Origin of the sequence: Sulfurimonas sp., assembly GCF_019429335.1 — a bacterium.
Lineage (GTDB): Bacteria > Campylobacterota > Campylobacteria > Campylobacterales > Sulfurimonadaceae > Sulfurimonas.
The window spans coordinates 1-19,727 of record NZ_JAHYJB010000002.1; the positions used below are offsets into that span (position 1 = coordinate 1).

Consider the following 19,727-nt stretch of genomic DNA (forward strand, 5'->3'; position numbering starts at 1 on the left):
TAGAAAAAATCCAAGAGAAATAAAAAATCATTCGGACACTTATGCTAAAATATCGCCACAGAAAATATCTCTTCTTCAACTGTCCGAATGAAACCGACAGAGGTGTCCGGATAAACCGTTATATGCACCTTCTTCAAAAGATGAATTTGTCTCTGAAGTTACAAGCATTTCTACAAATAAAAAACTTAAAAACTTTATAGAGATAAGAACAGAAGCAGTCTCAAACGAAGGGGCATTAAAAAAGAACCAAGAGGTTGTTGATTTTATTAAAAACTTATATCAGCCAAAAATAGAGCAATATATAAAAGAGACAAAAAACAGCATTGAAAACACAAAAAGGATCATCAAAAATATAGATGATTTTGAGATTAAAAATATCAAGGAGCAGATAAGAATTTTAAAAGAGCAAAAGATTGTAAAAATTGATGAAGAGATAAATTTTTTAAAAGATTCTAAATTAAAAACAATCAAGACAAAGATTGATTTCCACACTAAGAAATTGGATGAGTACACCAAATCAGTAAATAAACTTTATAGTGATATCAAAAATTCTCAAGATGTTGCATCATCAACTATAGCATCCATTCAAATGGTGAACTATCAAAACCTAATATTAAATTCTCAAAACAAAATAGAGGATTTAAAAATAGAAAAAGAGGTCATTTTAACACAAACAATACCAAATCTTCAAAGAGAAAAAGAGAATATCTCAAATGAGAGTATAAGAAAACTGCAACATCAAATCAATGTAGAGTTGGTGTCCAAAAAGATTAAACAAAACGAGCAAATCGACAAACTAAACTATAACATTACAGAGCAAAATATCAGAAACAACGAGGTCGTCGGTGATTTTATAGTTAAAGAGCATCCGATAAAACCGAAGAAAAAACTCATAGTCGCTGTTGCGTTTGTGAGCGGTTTGGTTTTGTCTATATTTATGGTGTTTTTATTAAATTTTTTTAGAGATGAAAAGGCAAAGGAGCTTAGCGCATAAAAGCAATAAGTGAAGCCGTTACGGCAACGTTTAAAGACTCTACGCCACGGTTCATCGGGATGCTTATCGAGTCGTTGCATAGTTTTTCTATCTCTTTTGAGACTCCTTCACTCTCGTTTCCAAGAACAAATATAGATTTGTCGCTTTTTTTCAAATCATAGATGCTGTTTTTGGCATGTGAAGAGAGCAGGTAAATTTTTGTCTCCTCTAGCTCTTTTAAAATCTCATCAAGCGTATTGCAGTAGTAGATTGGGAGCTTAAAAAGTGTTCCTGCACTCGCTTTTATGACGAGCGGAGAGATTTTTGCGCTGCTTTTTTTAGGAAGGATTATTCCATCGATATATCCGGCGGCACATGAACGGATAATCATTCCTAGATTTTGAGGATTTTGGATGCCATCAAGAGCTAAGAGTTTGAAACTTTTTAAATTTTTTATCTCATTTGCGCTTTGGTAGGAGGAAGCAATGATGTCAATCGCCACGCCTTGGTCTTGTTTTGCATTTTTGCTGATTCTGCTGAGCGCATTTTTATCGTGATAAACTACCTCAATACCTCTTTTTTTTGCAAGCCCTAAGATGGTTTCTACCGCACCGTCTGGTTTGTTAGAGTTTGACATGTGGAGCTTATGAATACCGATGTTTTCATCTTGAAGAACCTCTATGATGACATTTCTGCCATAAAGCGTAATTATCTTCTCGAAATATGCTTTTTTGTTTTTGTACTCTTGTGAATCTTGCAAAACTTGCCTTTTATTTTTATGATGCAATTTTACACTATTTTGTTTTATTTAGATATAGTTTAGAGGATAAATTGTTAGTAATGCAAGCTTGTAGCGCAAGAGCATTTCTTTCGGTTATTTGGAATATGATTTTTGAATTACACAATTATTACACACTAAGAAGTATATGCTTAACGAATTAAATATTTCGATGACTCACTCTTAATTAAGGATGACCGATGACTACTTCACATAAAGAGCACAAGCACCATAGAGACCCAGTTTGCGGGATGAATGTTTCACCTGATTCTAAATATTCATACCGCTATAAAAATGAGGATTACCGATTTTGTTCTGAGCACTGTCTTGTCAAATTTAAGGCTCATCCTCAAAATTATCTCAAAAAAGAGAGTTCTGACACTCTCGTAACAGATAGAGAACCAATCTGCACTAATGAAAATCTCTGCCCCATAAGCACACAGGCGTCTTACATAAAAGAGGAAAATGTAACAGAATACACATGTCCTATGCATCCAGAAGTCATTCAAGACCATCCGGGAAGCTGTCCAAAATGTGGCATGGCACTTGAACCTGTTGTCGCAAAAGCAGTAGAAGATAAAAATGAAGAACTCATAGATATGAGTCGTCGTTTTTGGGTTAGTATGGCTCTCTCTATTCCGGTGTTTGCGTTAGCAATGATTTCAGACCTATTGCCTGCATTTTTGCCTCATTGGCTTAGTATGAAAATGGTTCAATGGGTAGAGTTTATACTTGCTACTCCTGTTGTGCTTTGGGGCGGCTGGCCGTTGTTTATGCGTGGTTATAGATCCGTTCAAACAATGAATCTAAATATGTTTACATTGATTACCATAGGTGTTTTGGTTGCTTGGGTTTATAGTGTTGTTGCTCTGTTGGTGCCAAATATCTTTCCTCCTATGATGCAGATGAGTGATGGATTGGTGCATGTCTATTTTGAAGCGGCAGCGGTAATTACAACGCTTGTGCTTTTAGGACAGGTGCTTGAATTGCGCGCTCGTTCTAAAACCAATGCAGCAATCAAACTCCTACTCGGACTTGCTCCAAACACGGCACGGATAGTTAGAGATGACGGGAGTGAAGAAGATATAGCGCTGGAGAAGGTTCAAGTCGGAGACATTTTGCGTGTCCGCCCAGGAGAGAAAGTTCCGGTTGATGGAGTGGTTACAGAGGGTCAAAGCAGTGTAGATGAGTCAATGGTTACGGGTGAGCCGATTGCGGTTAAAAAGTTTGCAGGAGAGAGGGTTATAGGTGCTACTATTAACTCAAGCGGTACTCTTCTTATGAGAACCCAAAAAATCGGCGCAGATACTCTGCTTTCACAAATTATAGATATGGTCTCACATGCACAGCGTTCCCGAGCACCTATACAAAAACTAGCTGATATTGTATCTGGATATTTTGTTCCGGCTGTTATCGGTATCGGCATAATATCGTTTTTTGTCTGGTGGATATGGGGTCCAGAGCCTCGTTTGGCGTATGCTGTCGTCAGTGCCGTTGCAGTGCTGATTATTGCATGTCCGTGTGCTCTTGGTCTTGCTACGCCCATCTCTATCATGGTAGCAACGGGGCGAGGTGCCACAAGCGGGGTATTAATCAAAAATGCCGAAGTTTTAGAGATAATGGAAAAAGTTGATATTTTGGTAGTTGATAAAACAGGAACATTGACAGAGGGAAAACCTACGCTAGTCAATGTACATGTAGAAGACGGAATTAGTGAAAATGAACTCTTGCGTTTGGTCGCTAGCTTGGAGAGAGCGAGTGAGCATCCGCTAGCAGAAGCTATAGTAAAGGGTGCCAAAGATAGAGAGGTAGAGCTTGTTAAATCTAACAATTTTAAATCTTTAAGTGGCATGGGAATAACAGGTGAAGTAGATGGATGCTCCGTTGTCATCGGTAATTCAAAACTTATGGAAAGTTTAAATATAAACGCAGTTGAATTGTCAAAAAAAGCAGATATAGAGCGCTCTGATGGCAAAATTGTTATGTTGGTTGCCGTTGGCTCAAGAGCAGTCGGTTTCATTGCAATTACCGATCCTATCAAAGAGAGCACGGCAGAAGCTATTCATAATTTACACGAGCAAGGTATAAAAGTAGTGATGCTAACTGGCGACAGCCGAACCACGGCAGAAATCGTTGCAAGAAAACTCGGCATAGATGAAGTGCATGCTGAGGTGTTGCCTGAGCAAAAAGCAGAGATAATTAAAAAGCTTCAGGCAAAGGGGCATATCGTTGCAATGGCAGGCGACGGCATAAATGATGCACCTGCACTTGCTCTTGCACATGTCGGCATTGCCATGGGAACGGGAACTGATGTTGCGATGGAGAGCGCCGGTGTTACTTTAGTGAAGGGCGATTTAAGAGGCATAGTCAGAGCAAGAGTGTTAAGCAGAGCAACAATGCGAAATATTAGACAAAATTTGTTTTTTGCCTTTATTTATAATGCTGCGGGAATCCCTATTGCAGCAGGGATATTCTATCCATTTTTTGGCCTGCTGCTATCTCCGATGATAGCAGCGGCTGCAATGAGTTTTAGCTCAGTATCGGTAATTACCAACTCGCTTAGGCTTAGAGGAATAAAACTATAGGATTAATAGCTTCTTAGTTCGCTATATTATAAACAATCTCAGTCTTGTTTTTTATGACTTTGATTTCTTTAATACTCAAACCCTCTATCTCTAAAGCCATAAACTCCTTCATAGAGTTTATATTGTTTTGCGCAACCGCTCTTAAAACCAAACCTCGGTAAGCCTTCGCCCAGTGGCTGATAGTTTTGCCATCCTTTAAAAACTTCAGTGTGGTATAGGGCTTTTTAACTTCATAAAATTTGTTGTAGTATCCAGCGCGCAAGTCCAAAATCTCACAGTTTGCAAGATAGAGATCAAGTTGATATGAAAATCTATCTTTGTAGAACTTGTCGGGCACAAAACTGCCTATGTTGTTCCCTTGCTTTACTTTATAGTTAGCTATCGTATCGCCACCAAGCAGCGGTCCGTAAAGATTTGAGAATATGATTGTATTTGATTTGAGATACTCTTTTGCTTCTGTTTGAAGTGAGTCAAAATCCAGATACTCATAAGCCACGCCGTCATAGCGCTCAACCGCACACATAAGAGGCGAGTTGAAAATGTCGCATATATATGGCTCGCAGTCGCTAAATTTTTTAAAGCCAAATAGCTCTTTAATAGCATTCTCATCGCCGCTGTTGAGAATAGCGTTGTACTCATTTAGTATACCATCTCTTGCGCTATTGGAACCAAATAGCTCTTTTTTACTTTTATTTCCGCCGCTCTTTTTGCCCTCGGAAGGGGAAAATAGTATTTTTAACATCTAAAAGTGACCTTTGTACTAGTAAATAAAATTAGAAATATGTGAAAAATAATAGCTAATTTTACCTAAAGAGCTAGATATTAAAAACTTTTAGTAAAAAACTATTGACTTTGAAAATATATTGCACTATAATTCTGGCTCAAATTCGATGCCGACATAGCTCAGTTGGCTAGAGCAGCTGATTTGTAATCAGCAGGCCCGGGGTTCGAATCCTCGTGTCGGCACCATTGAATTCGAGAATATTAGAAACAGTGTTAGACCAGATAAAATATTTATATATGTATGGTGAGTTAGTCAAGTGGCCAACGACGGCGGACTGTAAATCCGCTCCCTCCGGGTTCGGTGGTTCGAATCCACCACTCACCACCATTTCAATGGCACATGCGGGCGTAGCTCAGTTGGCTAGAGCGTCAGCCTTCCAAGCTGAGGGTCGAGGGTTCGAGTCCCTTCACCCGCTCCATTGAAACTCTGGAAGCTGAAGTACAATTTCAACCTACTTCATACTAAAAATTATTGTTTATATTTTATGAATATATACATAATTATCTACACAAAATAATCTGATATTTAAAATATAATAAAAAAATTATGCAATTATTGCTTTTTTATTTCATTGTACTTCTTCACTTTGCTCTCGTGGCTCAGGGGTAGAGCACTTCCTTGGTAAGGAAGAGGTCGGCGGTTCAAATCCGCTCGTGAGCTCCATTAGGTAAAGTATAGGTAAAATTTAAGCAATAATTGAATAATTTTTGGGTATAATTCCATCTCTATTCACAAATTAAGTCGGAGGACACTATGGCAAAAGAAAAGTTTTCGCGTAATAAACCGCACGTAAACATTGGTACTATTGGTCACGTAGACCATGGTAAGACAACATTAACAGCTGCAATTACTGCGGTTCTAGCAGTAACAAACGGCGCAAAGATGATGGATTATGATCAAATCGATAATGCTCCAGAAGAGCGCGAGCGTGGTATTACAATTGCAACATCACACGTAGAGTACGAAACAAACAATCGTCACTATGCACACGTTGACTGTCCAGGTCACGCGGACTATGTTAAAAACATGATTACTGGTGCTGCACAAATGGACGGCGCTATTTTGGTTGTTTCTGCAGCTGACGGCCCGATGCCACAAACACGTGAGCATATTCTTCTTTCTAAGCAAGTTGGTGTTCCTTACCTTGTTGTTTTCATGAACAAAGAAGATATGGTTGACGATGAAGAATTATTAGAATTAGTTGAGATGGAAATCCGTGAACTTCTTGACATGTATGACTTCCCAGGTGACGATACTCCTATCATAGCTGGATCAGCTCTTAAAGCTCTTGAAGAAGCAAAAAGTGGTACTCTTGGTGAGTGGTCAGCTAAAATTCAAAAACTTATGGCCGCCGTAGATGAGTATATCCCAGAGCCGACTCGTGAAACTGATAAAGATTTCCTAATGCCGGTTGAGGATGTTTTCTCAATCTCTGGACGTGGTACAGTTGTAACTGGCCGTATCGAACGTGGTACAGTTAAAATTGGTGACAACATCGAAATCGTAGGTATCCGTGATACTCAAAAAACTACTGTAACGGGTATTGAGATGTTTCGTAAAGAGATGGATCAAGGTTTGGCAGGAGACAACTGCGGTATTCTTGTTCGTGGTATCGGTAAGGATGATGTTGAGCGTGGTCAAGTTCTTTGTAAGCCAGGTACTATCAATCCTCACACTAAATTTACAGCTGAGATTTACGTACTAAGCAAGGAAGAGGGTGGTCGTCATACTCCATTCTTTACTAACTACCGTCCACAGTTCTATGTACGTACAACAGACGTTACAGGTGCAATTTCTCTACCTGAGGGTACTGAGATGGTTATGCCAGGTGACAATGTAAGCATTAATGTTGAACTAATTCACCCAATCGCTATGGAAAAAGGTACTAAGTTCGCTATCCGTGAGGGTGGACGTACTGTTGGTGCCGGTGTTGTAGCTGAGATTATTGCATAATTCGGATTTTCCGAGTTTGCAAAATCCTTTAAAAGGTTAATAACATGAGAGAAGCAATACATTTAGGATGTGAGAAGTGTACTCGTCGTAACTACCACACAACTAAAAACAAAAAAATTCACACTGAAAAATTTTCAGCAAAGAAATATTGTAAGTTTTGTCGTGAGCATACAGTTCACAAAGAGATGAAACTCTAATATAGTTGCAATTTAAGCTTAAGTCTTTTGACTTGGCTTTTTTTTGTTTAAAATAGGCGTGTAGCTCCAACGGTTAGAGCACCGGATTCCAAATCCGGGTGTTGGGAGTTCGAATCTCTCTACGCCTGCCACATTAATTATTTGTAAAGCTATGGAGCTTTATCTGTAATTAATGACTATTAGGAAAGTTAAATGAATTTAGGTACACATATAAAGAATGCAAAGTTAGAGTTAAGCAAAGTTATTTTTCCTACCAAAGGTCAGGTTAAACAAGCTTATATCTCAGTTCTAATTGTAGTAGCAGTTATAGCTGCATTTTTAGCTCTAGTTGATTTAGCTATGTCGTCAATTATGTCTGCAATCTTAGGATAAGGGGTGGCAATGGAGAATAAAAAAAGCAATCATCAATGGTACTCTATACAAACATATGGAAATGAAAGAACTGTTCGTTTGGCAATTTTAAATATGATAGAAGAGATGAAATTACAGGATAGAATAACTGATGTTATTGTTCCTACGGAAGATCTCATTGAAGTAAAAGATGGCAAGAAAAAAATTTCTGAGAGATCTCTTTACTCCGGTTATGTTTTTGCAAGAATAGATTTAAATACAGAAATACAACACCTAATCCAGACCATACCGAAAGTGTCTGGATTTATCGGTGAGGCTAATACGCCTACACCGTTAAGCGAACATGATATAAATGTGATCTTGGATCGCGTCTCAAATCGTGCAGCACCTAAGCCAAAAGTATTTTTTGACAGCGGTGAAACTGTGCGCATTACGGATGGACCGTTTGCAAACTTTACGGCAACTGTAGATGAGTATGATTTAGAGCACGGAACTCTAAAGCTTAATGTTTCAATTTTCGGTAGAGCAACTCCAGTTGATATCTCTTATACCCAAGTTGAAAAAATAATTTAATTAGGAATAAACTACGCTAACTTTAGATTTTTCTATAAAAATTTAATGTTAGCGTAGTTTAAAGCGACTAGTCGCGCGAGCATTCTGCTAAAGAAAACTTAGCGTTAGCGTAGCAAGCTGGACTCTGTTCAGATTGCGTTAAGTAAAATAATAAAAAGGAAAAAAAGATGGCAAAAAAAATAATGGGCTACATCAAGCTACAAATCGAAGCTGGCAAAGCAACACCTGCACCTCCAGTTGGACCTGCTCTTGGACAGCGTGGTGTTAACATCATGGAATTTACAAAAGCGTTCAATGAGAAAACAAAAGATAAGATGGGATTTAAAGTTCCTGTTGTTATCACAGTTTATACTGATAAAAGCTTTACTTTTATTGTAAAACAGCCACCGGCATCTGCACTATTAATGCATGCTGCAGGACTCAAAGGCGGTTCAAGTAACCCACTTAAAAATAAAGTGGCTAAGATTACTCGTGCTCAGTTAATGGAAGTTGTAAACAGAAAAATCGAAGATTTGAATACTGATGACAAAGAAGCTGCAGCTAAAACAATTGCAGGTTCAGCACGTTCTATCGGTATTGAAGTAATAGACTAAAAACAAATATCATCGACCACAGTGATATAAAACTTTGTGGCAGAATTTCAAAGGAGAATTTCATAAATGAGTAAAAGATACAAACAATTAACAGAAAAAATTGATGCAGCAAAAGCTTATAGCGTTGAGGAAGCATCAAGCCTTGTAAAAGATTTAGTAAGTGCAAAATTTGACGAAACTGTCGAAGTTGCATTAAACTTAAACGTAGATCCAAGACACGCAGATCAGATGATTCGTGGTGCTATCGTTCTTCCTCACGGAACTGGTAAAACTGTTCGTGTTGCAGTTTTTGCTAAGGGCGTTAAAGCTGATGAAGCAAAAGCAGCGGGTGCTGATATTGTTGGTACTGATGATTTAGTACAGCAAATCAAAGATGGTATTTTTAACTTCGATATCGTTGTTGCTGCACCGGATTGTATGGGACTTGTTGGTCAAATAGGTCGTATTTTGGGGCCAAAAGGTATGATGCCGAATCCTAAAACAGGTACTGTAACTCCAGATGTTGCAACAGCTGTTAAAAATGTAAAAGGTGGTCAGGTAAATTTCCGTGTTGATAAAAAAGGAAATATACATGCAGGTATCGGCAAAGCAAGTTTTGCCGCAGATAAAATTGCTGAAAACTTTGTTACATTTGTTAAAGCAATCAACAGACACAAGCCGGCATCTGCTAAAGGCCGCTATATTAAAAACTGCGCGCTTAGTTTAACTATGAGCCCAGCTGTAAAGCTTGATGTTGTGCAATTGGCTGACCTTAAGTAAAAACGGTAATTTTTAGTGCTTTATTCGTAAAGCACTATCAAGTTACTACTTTGGTAACTGCATTTTATGGACTGAAGATATAGGAGCGAGAGCTTAATCTACTGATTTTTATCGGTACTCCTGTTGAAGTGTTGTCTGGAAAGGAGATATTCTATGACAAAAACACAAAAAGCTGAAATTATTGAAGTGCTTTCTAATGAATTTAAGGACGCTCAAAGTGTAATCTTCTGTGATTACAAGGGTTTGACTGTTTCTAACCTTGAAAAACTAAGAAAGATGGCTCGTGAAAAAGAGGCAAAAGTTCAAGTTGTTAAAAATACTTTAGCAACAATTGCGCTAAGCAATGCTGAACTCGCAGGTGTTGAACTAAAAGACACTAATATACTAGTGTGGGGCGCAGATTCTGTTTCTGCTTCAAAAGTTGCATCAGATTTTGCTAAAGATAACGATAAATTCGTTATCAAGTCTGCTTATATTGACCGTGAACCGGCTAGTGCTGCAAAAGTTGAAGCGTTTGCTAAACTTCCTGGTCGTGAAGAACTACTTGCTATGCTTGCTGCTACTTGGATGGCGCCAGTTACATGTTTTACAATCGGGCTTGACGCGTTAAGACAAAAAAAAGAGGAAGAAGTGGCATAGTCCACTTTTTAGGTTATCTGATTTATCAGATTAATTTGGGATATAATCGCACAAGTGCGATGAGCTTCTCGCACGAGGGAAACTTAGCGTTAGCGTAGCTCAAAGAATTACTTCTTTGGGCGTACAAATAGATGTTAAGGTTCCCTTGAATTTATGCAATAAATTTAAGGAAAAATATTATGGCTATAACTAAAGAAGATGTATTAGAGTTTATTTCAGGACTTTCTGTACTAGAACTTTCTGAATTGGTAAAAGAGTTTGAAGAGAAATTCGGCGTATCTGCACAGCCTGTTGCAATGGCTGGTGGTGCTGTAGCTGCTGGAGCTGCTGCTGAAGAGCAAACAGAATTCAATGTTGTTATCCTTGATGCAGGTGATAAGAAAATCAACGTAATTAAAGTTGTTCGTGCTCTTACTGGTCTTGGACTAAAAGAAGCTAAAGATGCAACAGAAAACGTACCTTCTACAATCAAAGAGGGCGTAGATAAAGAAACAGCTATGAACGCTAAGAAAGAGCTTGAAGAAGCTGGTGCAAAAGTAGAAGTTAAATAATTTCTGCTACTCGGTCGTGACTTTTAGAGAATTTTTTTCTCTGAAGTCACGAATTTTGGGCGCTTTTACGAATGGATATGAATCTCTTCGTAAAAGTGCCCTTGCGTCGTTTATAAGCACTGTAAAAATAGCTCTAATTTTTAGAGCTAAAAAATCATCTAGGGACGCCTAGGTACGATATCTTAATCTTTATGATTAAGTCTTAATAACAACTCATCGAGGTAGCCAATGTTAAATACTTTATATTCCGGAAATCGTCTTCGTGTAGACTTCGCTAAAACCCCTCAACAAATAGAAGTACCGAATCTACTGCAACTACAGCAAAGTTCATATAACAAGTTTTTAATGCTTGATGAAAAAGATAGATCACAAAGCGGTGTTGAGACAGTATTTCAATCTGTTTTCCCTATTCATGACACTCAAAATAGACTCACAGTCGAGTATATTGACAGTGAAGTAGGCAAGCCAAAATATACTGTAAGAGAGTGTATGGAGCGTGGTCTGACTTATGCAGTTAGCTTAAGAATGAAAACTCGTCTTGTTCTATGGGACAGAGATGAAAACACAAAAGAAAAATTAGGTGTAAAGGATATAAAAGAGCAAAGCATATTTGTTCGTGATATCCCATTGATGACAGAGAGAACATCGTTTATTATTAATGGTGTTGAGAGAGTTGTTGTAAATCAGCTTCACCGCTCTCCGGGTGTAATCTTTAAAGAAGAAGAGTCTACTACATCAGGCAACAAACTTATTTATACTGGTCAGATTATTCCAGACCGCGGTTCATGGCTCTACTTTGAGTATGATCCTAAAGATATTCTTTACATGAGAATTAATAAACGCCGTAAAGTTCCTGTAACAATTATGTTCCGTGCTCTTGGATACTCTAAGCAAGATATTTTAAAATTGTTTTATCCGATTCAAAAAATCAGTATTGTTGACAACAAATTTTTGATGTCATTTAATCCAAATGATTACTCAGCTAGATTAACATATGATTTAATTGACAAAAGCGGTAAAGTGCTTCTAACTTCCGGTAAAAGATTATCTGCCAAAAAAGCTCAGAAATTTATTGAAGATGGGCTTAGCGAAGTCGAATACCCACTAGAGGTACTGATGGACCGTTGTTTGGCAAAACCGATTATTGACCCTGAAACAGGTGAAGTTCTTTTTGACACTATGACTCGCATTGATGAGACTAAGCTCAAAAAAATGAGCGAAATCGGCGTTAAGAGTTTTAGCGTTGCGAACGATTTGGCAGAGGGTGTTGATGGCTCAATCATTAACGCATTTAATGCTGATGCTGATTCTCTAAAACTGTTAAAACAGACTGAAGATATTGAAGATGAGAACGATCTCTCGGCAATCCGTATCTATAAAGTTATGAGACCGGGCGAGCCTGTAACTAAAGAGGCTGCAAAAATTTTCGTAAATCAGCTTTTCTTTGATCCTGAGAGATATGACCTGACAAAAGTCGGCCGCATGAAGATGAACCACAAACTTGGGCTTAATACTCCTGAATATGTAACTGTTTTAACACATGAAGATATTATTGAATCTGTAAAATATGTTATAAAAGTTAAGAACGGTTTGGGTCATATTGATGATAGAGATCACTTAGGAAATCGTCGTATCCGTTCAATCGGAGAGCTTTTAGGAAATGAGTTGCACAACGGTCTTATTAAGATGCAAAAAGCGATTCGTGACAAGCTCTCAACAATGAGTGGACCAATGAATGAGCTTATGCCTCATGATCTTATCAACTCAAAAATGATTACTTCTACAATTATGGAGTTTTTCTCAGGCGGACAGCTTTCACAGTTTATGGATCAAACAAATCCGCTATCTGAAGTAACTCATAAGCGCCGTCTATCGGCACTTGGTGAAGGCGGTCTTGTAAAAGAGCGTGCAGGATTTGAAGTTCGTGACGTTCACCCTACTCACTATGGTAGAATTTGTCCGATTGAGACTCCAGAGGGACAAAATATCGGTCTTATCAATACTCTTGCGACTTACTCAAAAGTAAATGAGCACGGATTTATTGAAGCTCCATATAAAGTTATGAAAGAGGGAAAAATAACTGATGAGATTGTTTATCTAACTGCAACTCAAGAAGAGGGCAAAAAGATTGCTGCTGCTTCAAATAAACTTGACAGAGATGGACAGTTTATAGATAAAATGGTTGTAACAAGAGTAGACGGCGAGATACTTCACCGTCCAGTTTTAGAGTGTGAATACGCAGACTTATCATCTCATATGGTTGTCGGTGTTGCTGCATCTCTGATTCCATTCTTAGAACATGATGATGCAAACCGTGCACTAATGGGTTCAAATATGCAACGTCAGGCTGTGCCGCTTATAAGAAATGAGGCTCCGATGGTTGGAACAGGTGTTGAAAAACTTGTTGCTCGTGACTCTTGGGAGTGTGTTAAAGCTAAAAGGTCGGGTGTTGTAGAAAAAGTTGACGGAAAACATATTTATGTCATGGGCGAAGAGGATGGAGATATCTATATAGATTACTATCCATTGCAAAAAAATCTTCGTACGAATCAAAACACTTCATTCGGGCAAAAGCCGATTGTAAACGTTGGTCAAAAAATAGAAAAAGGGCAAATTATTGCCGATGGTCCAAATATGGATCAAGGTGAGCTAGCACTCGGTGTAAATGCTATGGTCGCTTTCATGCCTTGGAACGGTTACAACTTCGAGGATGCTATTGTTATCTCTGAGAGACTGATTCGCAAAGATGCATTTACTTCTGTGCATATATATGAGAAAGAAGTTGAAGCAAGAGAGTTAAAGCACGGTGTTGAAGAGATTACACGTGATATCCCTAATGTAAGAGATGACGAGCTTGCTCATCTTGATGAGAGCGGAATCGTTAAAATCGGCACAACTGTTACCGGCGGTATGATTCTTGTCGGAAAAGTTTCTCCAAAAGGTGAAGTGAAACCGACTCCTGAGGAGAGACTTCTTCGTGCCATTTTCGGTGAAAAAGCAGGACATGTTATTAATAAATCTTTATACTGTCCGCCGAGCATGGAGGGTATTGTGGTTGATGTTAAAATCTTTACAAAAAAAGGTTATGACAAAGATTCTCGCACGCTTGAGCTTGAAAAAGAGGAGCGTGATTATTTAGAGCGCGAGCACTATGACAGACTTCTTATGATAGATAAAGAGGAGATGTTAAGAGTTACTAGGCTTCTTACAAAAGAGCCCCTTATAGCTGATATCAAAATCGGCAACACGAATTACAAAGCTGGAGATACTATCAACGGTGAAGATTTGGTTGAAGTAAATCGTTTTGCTATGAATGCAATTATAAAATCGTTTAGTGAAGAGATTCAGTCAGAGTACAACAAAACTAAAAACTATTTTCAAAAAGAGAAGAGACTTTTCCGCGATGAGCATGAAGAGAAACTCAACATTTTAGAAAAAGATGATATTTTGCCAAACGGTGTTGTTAAGTATGTGAAAATTTACATAGCCACAAAACGCCAGCTAAAAGTCGGTGATAAAATGGCTGGACGTCACGGAAACAAGGGTATCGTTTCTATAATTGTTCCTGAGGTTGATATGCCGTACATGGAAGACGGAAGAAGTGTTGACGTTTGTCTGAACCCACTTGGTGTTCCATCTCGTATGAATATCGGACAGGTTTTAGAGATGCACTTGGGTATGGCAGGTCGTGAACTTGGTCACCAAATTCAAGAGCAGTTTGATAACAAGCAGAAAGACTTTATAGAAAATCTTCGTGCTAAGATGATTGAAATCGCGGATGTTGCTGGCATGATGAATGCTTCGCGTGTAATTGGCGAAATGAGTGATGAGATATTCTTGGGATATGCTCGTGACTGGTCAAAAGGCGTTAAGTTTGCATCTCCGATATTTGAGGGTGTAAACAGTGCTGAGTTTGAGAAGCTTTTTGAATTAGCTAAGATGAACACTGATGGTAAAGTTGTTCTTTATAACGGTTTAACAGGTGAGAAGATAAAAGAGCGTGTAAATGTTGGTTACATGTACATTCTTAAACTTCACCACTTGGTTGATGAGAAGATACATGCTCGTTCAACTGGACCATACTCTCTTGTTACGCAACAGCCGGTCGGTGGTAAAGCACTGTTCGGTGGTCAAAGATTTGGAGAGATGGAAGTTTGGGCTCTTGAAGCTTATGGTGCTAGTGCTGTTCTTAAAGAGATGCTAACTATCAAGTCTGATGATGTTGACGGACGTGTTCGCGCTTACAAAGCAATTACAAAAGGTGAGTTAGTTCCGGAATCTGGTATTCCAGAGACACTGTTTGTATTAACGAAAGAGCTTCAAGCATTGGCTCTTGATGTAGAAATTTTTGACGAGGTAGAAGACAATGAGTAAATTAGTAGCTATTGAAGTAACTGAAGAAAAAAGACCAACGGACATAAAACAACTGCAGTTTCGTTTGGCTTCTCCTGAAAAGATTATGTCTTGGAGTCACGGGGAAGTTAAAAAACCTGAGACTATTAACTATCGTACGCTAAAACCTGAGCGCGATGGTCTCTTTTGTGCTAAGATCTTCGGTCCTGTTAGGGATTACGAGTGTCTCTGCGGCAAATATAAAAAAATGCGCTACAAAGGCGTTATATGTGAGAAGTGTGGTGTTGAAGTAACAAGCACTAAAGTTCGCCGTAATCGTATGGGTCATATCGAACTTGTAACTCCTGTTGCGCACATATGGTACGTTAGCTCTCTACCTTCTCGTATCGGTACTCTTCTGGGTATCAAAATGAAAGACCTTGAGCGCGTACTCTATTATGAGGCGTATATCGTAGAGTCAGGCGGAGAGGCTTACTACGATGCTGAAGCGAAAACACCTGTTTTAAAATATGATGTTTTAAATGAGGAGCAGTATCGTACTCTGGTATCAAGATTTGGCGAACTGGGCTTCAGGGCTCGTATGGGTGGTGAAGTTGTTCGTGATTTACTTGATTCTATTGACTTAGTTGATGCATTTACTCAGCTTAAAGAAGAGATAGAGCTAACAAAAAGTGAGGCAAAAACAAAAATCATTGCTAAAAGATTGAAAGTTATCGAGTCATTTTTAAATTCAGGAAACAATCCTGCATGGATGATGTTGACTGTTCTTCCGGTTCTTCCGCCTGATTTAAGACCTCTAGTAGCTTTGGATGGTGGTAAATTTGCTGTTTCAGACGTAAATGACCTATATCGCCGTGTAATCAACCGCAACCAAAGATTAAAGCGTCTTGTTGAGCTTGAAGCACCTGAGATTATTGTAAGAAATGAGAAGCGTATGCTTCAGGAGTCTGTTGACGCACTTTTTGACAACGGCCGTCGTGCTAACGCTGTAAAAGGTGCAAACAAGCGTCCATTGAAATCTTTAAGTGAAATCATTAAAGGAAAGCAGGGACGTTTTAGACAAAACTTACTTGGTAAACGTGTTGACTTCTCTGGACGTTCCGTAATCGTTGTCGGGCCTTCATTGTCAATGGACGAGTGCGGGTTGCCTAAAAAAATGGCTCTAGAACTTTTTAAGCCGCATCTTATTGCTAAACTTGAAGAAAAAGGCTATGCAACAACTGTAAAAGCCGCTAAAAAGATGATTGATGATAAGACAAATGAAGTCTGGGAGTGTCTTGCTGAGATAGTTGACGGTTATCCGGTTCTTCTTAACCGTGCGCCAACGCTTCACAAACTTTCAGTTCAGGCGTTTCATCCTAAGCTAATTGACGGTAAAGCTATTCAGCTTCACCCATTGGTTTGTGCTGCATTCAATGCCGACTTTGACGGTGACCAGATGGCAGTTCACGTACCTCTTAGCTCAGCTGCTATTGCAGAAGCTAAAGTATTGATGATGGCATCTATGAACATCCTTCTTCCTGCTTCAGGTAAAGCAATCGCTACACCTTCTCAGGATATGGTTCTTGGAATTTACTACATAACTTTAGAGAAAAATGGAGTAAAAGGCTCAAATAAACTTTTTGCAAACGTTGATGAAGTAAGGATTGCTATTGAGCATGACTCTCTTGATATTCATGCAAAAGTTAGAACAAGAGATGAGGGTAGAATAATCCACACAACTGCAGGACGTATGTTGCTTAAAGCTATTTTACCTGACTTTGTTCCATCGGAACTTTGGAACAGAGTTATGAAGAAAAAAGCTATAAATGAACTTGTAGATTATGTTCAAAAACATGGCGGCATCGGTGTTACAGCAGGTTTTCTGGACAGACTTAAAAACTTGGGCTTTAAACATGCTACTGAGTCTGGAGTTTCTATCTCTATTGATGACATTAAGGTTCCTGATACGAAGCCGGCTAAAATTACCGAGTCAAAAAATAGAGTTTTTGAGATTCAAAAACAGTTTGAAGCTGGATTGTTAACTGAACAAGAGAGATACAATAAAATTATCGACGTTTGGACTGATGCAAACAATACTCTTGCAACTCAGATGATGGATCTTGTACAAACTGACAAGAATGGATTTAACTCTATTCACATGATGGCAGACTCAGGAGCTCGTGGTTCGGCTGCACAGATTCGTCAGTTAGCCGGTATGCGTGGTCTTATGGCTAAACCAAGCGGTGAAATTATTGAAACACCGATTATCTCAAACTTTAAAGAGGGTCTAAACGTTGTTGAGTACTTTATTTCTACACACGGCGCTAGAAAAGGTCTTGCCGATACAGCTCTAAAAACTGCGAACGCTGGATACTTGACTCGTAAACTTGTGGACGTTGCTCAAAATGTTAAGATTGTTGAGCATGATTGTCATACTCACGAGGGTATTGAAATATCTGATATTCAAGATCAAAATACTCTTATCGAGTCGCTAGAAGATAGACTAAACGGAAGAGTATTGGCTGATGATATTATAGATCCAATCAGCAACGAGATACTTTTTGCAGAGGGAACTCTACTTGATGAAGTTAGTGCAAAAGTTATAGCAGAGGCTGGAATTAAAATAGCATATATCAGAACGCCGACTACATGTAAAAGTGAAAATGGTATCTGTGCTCTATGTTACGGTATTAACCTTGCTACAGGACATATTGTGCGCAGAGGTGAAGCTGTCGGTATTATTGCCGCACAGTCAATCGGTGAGCCTGGTACACAGCTAACTCTAAGAACATTCCACGTCGGTGGAACTGCATCTTCAACTGCTCAAGAGAGACAAGTTGTAGCTGAAAAAGAGGGCTTTATACGTTATTACAACCTTAAAACTTATGTTTCAAAAGAGGGTAAAAACATAGTGGCAAACCGTAGAAATGCAGCTGTTCTTTTGGTTGAGCCTAAAATTAAAGCTCCGTTTACAGGTAAGGTTGAGATTCAAACTGTTCATGATGAAGTAATTATTAGTGTATCTTCAAATACAGATACCGTCCGTTATGTGCTACGTAAAAATGAAATCGCTAAACCTAATGAGTTGGCAGGTGTCGGCGGACAGATTGAAGGAAAATATTACTTCCCTTATGAGAGCGGTTCTGAAGTTAAAGAGCACGAATCTATCGTTGAGACGATTAAAGATGGCTGGAACGTTCCAAGCCGTATTCCGTACGCTTCTGAGGTTTTAGTTGTAAACGGTGCTCCTGTTACCCAAAAAACTATTGCTAAAGAGGAGGGCGTTGTTAAATATTTCCTTCTTAGAGGTGACTATTTAGAGAGATTTGAAGGTCTTAAACCAGGCTATGAAGTGACTGAAAAAGGGCTTTTTGCTACTGTTGTAGATGCTAACAATCGTGAAGCAGTACGTCACTATATAGCTAGAGGCTCTATAATCGTTGCAGAAGATGATGCTATTGTTGATTCTAAAACAGTTATAGCTAAGCCAAAGAGCGATGAGTCTATCGTAATAGCAGAGTGGGACCCATACTCAAACCCTGTTATCTCTGAGACAAACGGTGTTGTTAAATTTGAGGATATCATTATCGGAACTACTGCTACTGAGCAGTATGACGAATTGACGGGCAAAACTCGTCTAATGATAAGCGACCATATTCCTGCTGAGTACAAGCCGACAATCGTTTTAGCAAGTGAAGAGGGTGAGCTTTTAAGATACCAAGTTCAGCCAAAAACATCTATTTACGTTGAAGACGGAGCAAAGGTAAAAGTAGCAGATATAATTGCAAAAACACCAAAAGCGCTTCAAAAGTCAAGCGATATTACCGGAGGTCTTCCTCGCGTAAGTGAGCTTTTCGAAGGTCGCCGTCCAAAAGCTACTGCGTTAATATCTGAAATTGACGGAACTGTAAGCTTTGGAAAACTGCTTCGCGGAAAAATAAGAATTATGGTTTCTTCAGAGAACGGAATTGTAAAAGAGTATTTTGTTGACAAATCTCATACTCCTGTTGTAAATACAGGCGACTTTGTTCATGCCGGAGAGAGACTAACGTCGGGCATTATCTCTTCACATGAGCTGCTTCGTATTATGGGTGTCAAAGCACTTTATAACTACCTAGTAAGCGAAGTGCAGCAGGTTTATCGTTCACAAGGCGTTAATATTTCTGATAAGCATATCGAAGTAATTTTCACTCAGATGCTTAGACAGGTTAAAATTGTAAAGTCTGGAGATACGAAGTTTATAGAGGGAGATTTAATCTCTAAAGCTAAATTTGCACAAGAGAATGAAAAAATAATTAAATTAGGCGGTCGCCCTGCGATTGCAGAGCCGTTCCTTGTTGGTATTACTAGAGCTGCAGTTTCGGCTGATAGTATCATCTCTGCTGCATCATTCCAAGATACTACAAAAGTATTGACAGAAGCTGCGGTAAGCGCAAGAGTAGATGATTTAAATGACCTTAAAGAAAACGTTATTATCGGACGTACGATTCCGGTTGGAACAGGTATCTATAAAGATCAAGAGATCATTTTCGGAAGTTACGAAGATTAAAACCAATTTTTGCAGCCTCAAAAAGAGGCTGCATCACCCGCTAAAGAGTTTGACGCAGATTTACGCAACAGCTATTATTTCCCACTTAGAAACGCCATATATTAAAT

At 38.8% G+C, this 19,727-nt stretch carries 15 protein-coding genes and 5 tRNA genes; 18 read left to right on the forward strand and 2 right to left on the reverse strand.

Annotated elements, in window-relative coordinates; all coding sequences use genetic code 11:
• Positions 1-41: 41 nt before the first annotated feature.
• A complete protein-coding gene (locus K0A91_RS01255) occupies positions 42-200 on the forward strand; it encodes a hypothetical protein (RefSeq protein WP_295007366.1) in 159 nt (52 codons plus the stop codon).
• Positions 201-499: 299 nt separating this feature from the next.
• Positions 500-994 carry a GNVR domain-containing protein gene (locus tag K0A91_RS01260; RefSeq protein ID WP_295007368.1) on the forward strand — a complete coding sequence of 165 codons (495 nt, stop codon included), beginning with the start codon at positions 500-502 and terminating at the stop codon, positions 992-994.
• On the opposite strand, the gene K0A91_RS01265 is transcribed toward K0A91_RS01260, so the two are convergent.
• Entirely contained in the window at positions 984-1,733 is a 750-nt protein-coding gene (locus tag K0A91_RS01265; protein ID WP_295007370.1) for an RNA methyltransferase, read from the reverse strand. The two genes, K0A91_RS01260 and K0A91_RS01265, sit on opposite strands and share 11 nt — an antisense overlap.
• A gap of 218 nt (positions 1,734-1,951) precedes the next feature.
• Between K0A91_RS01265 and K0A91_RS01270 the strand changes: the two genes are divergently transcribed.
• The gene (locus K0A91_RS01270; protein WP_295007372.1) at positions 1,952-4,336 is read left to right on the forward strand and encodes a heavy metal translocating P-type ATPase; all 2,385 of its coding nucleotides are present in this window, start codon (positions 1,952-1,954) and stop codon (positions 4,334-4,336) included.
• Positions 4,337-4,349: 13 nt separating this feature from the next.
• Here the strand turns inward: K0A91_RS01270 and K0A91_RS01275 are convergent, their stop codons facing one another.
• Positions 4,350-5,078 (reverse strand): YaaA family protein, encoded by a 729-nt coding sequence (locus tag K0A91_RS01275; RefSeq protein ID WP_295007374.1) that lies wholly within the window; start codon positions 5,076-5,078, stop codon positions 4,350-4,352.
• Positions 5,079-5,228: 150 nt separating this feature from the next.
• On the opposite strand from K0A91_RS01275, the gene K0A91_RS01280 reads away from it, so the two are divergent.
• From K0A91_RS01280 to rpoC, 15 genes are all read left to right on the forward strand, one after another.
• Positions 5,229-5,305, forward strand: a tRNA-Thr gene (locus tag K0A91_RS01280).
• 57 nt (positions 5,306-5,362) lie between these two features.
• Positions 5,363-5,447: transfer RNA gene (locus K0A91_RS01285), tRNA-Tyr, on the forward strand.
• Positions 5,448-5,461: 14 nt separating this feature from the next.
• Positions 5,462-5,538 (forward strand) — tRNA-Gly (locus tag K0A91_RS01290).
• A 170-nt stretch (positions 5,539-5,708) separates the two neighbouring features.
• Positions 5,709-5,783, forward strand: a tRNA-Thr gene (locus tag K0A91_RS01295).
• A gap of 90 nt (positions 5,784-5,873) precedes the next feature.
• Positions 5,874-7,073, forward strand: coding sequence for an elongation factor Tu (tuf, locus tag K0A91_RS01300; RefSeq protein ID WP_295007376.1), 1,200 nt, complete (start codon positions 5,874-5,876; stop codon positions 7,071-7,073).
• Between the two features lie 44 nt (positions 7,074-7,117).
• Positions 7,118-7,270, forward strand: coding sequence for a 50S ribosomal protein L33 (rpmG, locus tag K0A91_RS01305; RefSeq protein WP_295007378.1), 153 nt, complete (start codon positions 7,118-7,120; stop codon positions 7,268-7,270).
• Positions 7,271-7,324: 54 nt separating this feature from the next.
• Positions 7,325-7,401 (forward strand) — tRNA-Trp (locus K0A91_RS01310).
• 61 nt (positions 7,402-7,462) lie between these two features.
• Positions 7,463-7,642, forward strand: a complete 180-nt coding sequence (gene secE, locus K0A91_RS01315) for a preprotein translocase subunit SecE (RefSeq protein WP_295007380.1) — start codon at positions 7,463-7,465, stop codon at positions 7,640-7,642.
• A gap of 9 nt (positions 7,643-7,651) precedes the next feature.
• A complete protein-coding gene (gene nusG, locus K0A91_RS01320; RefSeq protein ID WP_295007611.1) occupies positions 7,652-8,194 on the forward strand; it encodes a transcription termination/antitermination protein NusG in 543 nt (180 codons plus the stop codon).
• 167 nt (positions 8,195-8,361) lie between these two features.
• Positions 8,362-8,787 (forward strand): 50S ribosomal protein L11, encoded by a 426-nt coding sequence (gene rplK / locus K0A91_RS01325; protein WP_295007383.1) that lies wholly within the window; start codon positions 8,362-8,364, stop codon positions 8,785-8,787.
• Between the two features lie 66 nt (positions 8,788-8,853).
• Positions 8,854-9,546 (forward strand): 50S ribosomal protein L1, encoded by a 693-nt coding sequence (gene rplA / locus K0A91_RS01330; RefSeq protein WP_295007385.1) that lies wholly within the window; start codon positions 8,854-8,856, stop codon positions 9,544-9,546.
• Between the two features lie 153 nt (positions 9,547-9,699).
• Complete coding sequence (gene rplJ, locus K0A91_RS01335) at positions 9,700-10,185, forward strand: 50S ribosomal protein L10 (RefSeq protein ID WP_295007387.1); 486 nt, start codon at positions 9,700-9,702, stop codon at positions 10,183-10,185.
• Between the two features lie 179 nt (positions 10,186-10,364).
• Positions 10,365-10,736, forward strand: coding sequence for a 50S ribosomal protein L7/L12 (gene rplL / locus K0A91_RS01340; protein WP_295007389.1), 372 nt, complete (start codon positions 10,365-10,367; stop codon positions 10,734-10,736).
• Between the two features lie 228 nt (positions 10,737-10,964).
• Positions 10,965-15,110, forward strand: coding sequence for a DNA-directed RNA polymerase subunit beta (rpoB, locus tag K0A91_RS01345; RefSeq protein ID WP_295007391.1), 4,146 nt, complete (start codon positions 10,965-10,967; stop codon positions 15,108-15,110).
• Positions 15,103-19,620: a DNA-directed RNA polymerase subunit beta' gene (rpoC, locus tag K0A91_RS01350; protein ID WP_295007393.1), complete on the forward strand. Its 4,518-nt coding sequence runs from the start codon at positions 15,103-15,105 to the stop codon at positions 19,618-19,620. Before rpoB ends, rpoC begins: the two co-directional genes overlap by 8 nt.
• The last annotated feature ends 107 nt before the right edge of the window (positions 19,621-19,727 follow it).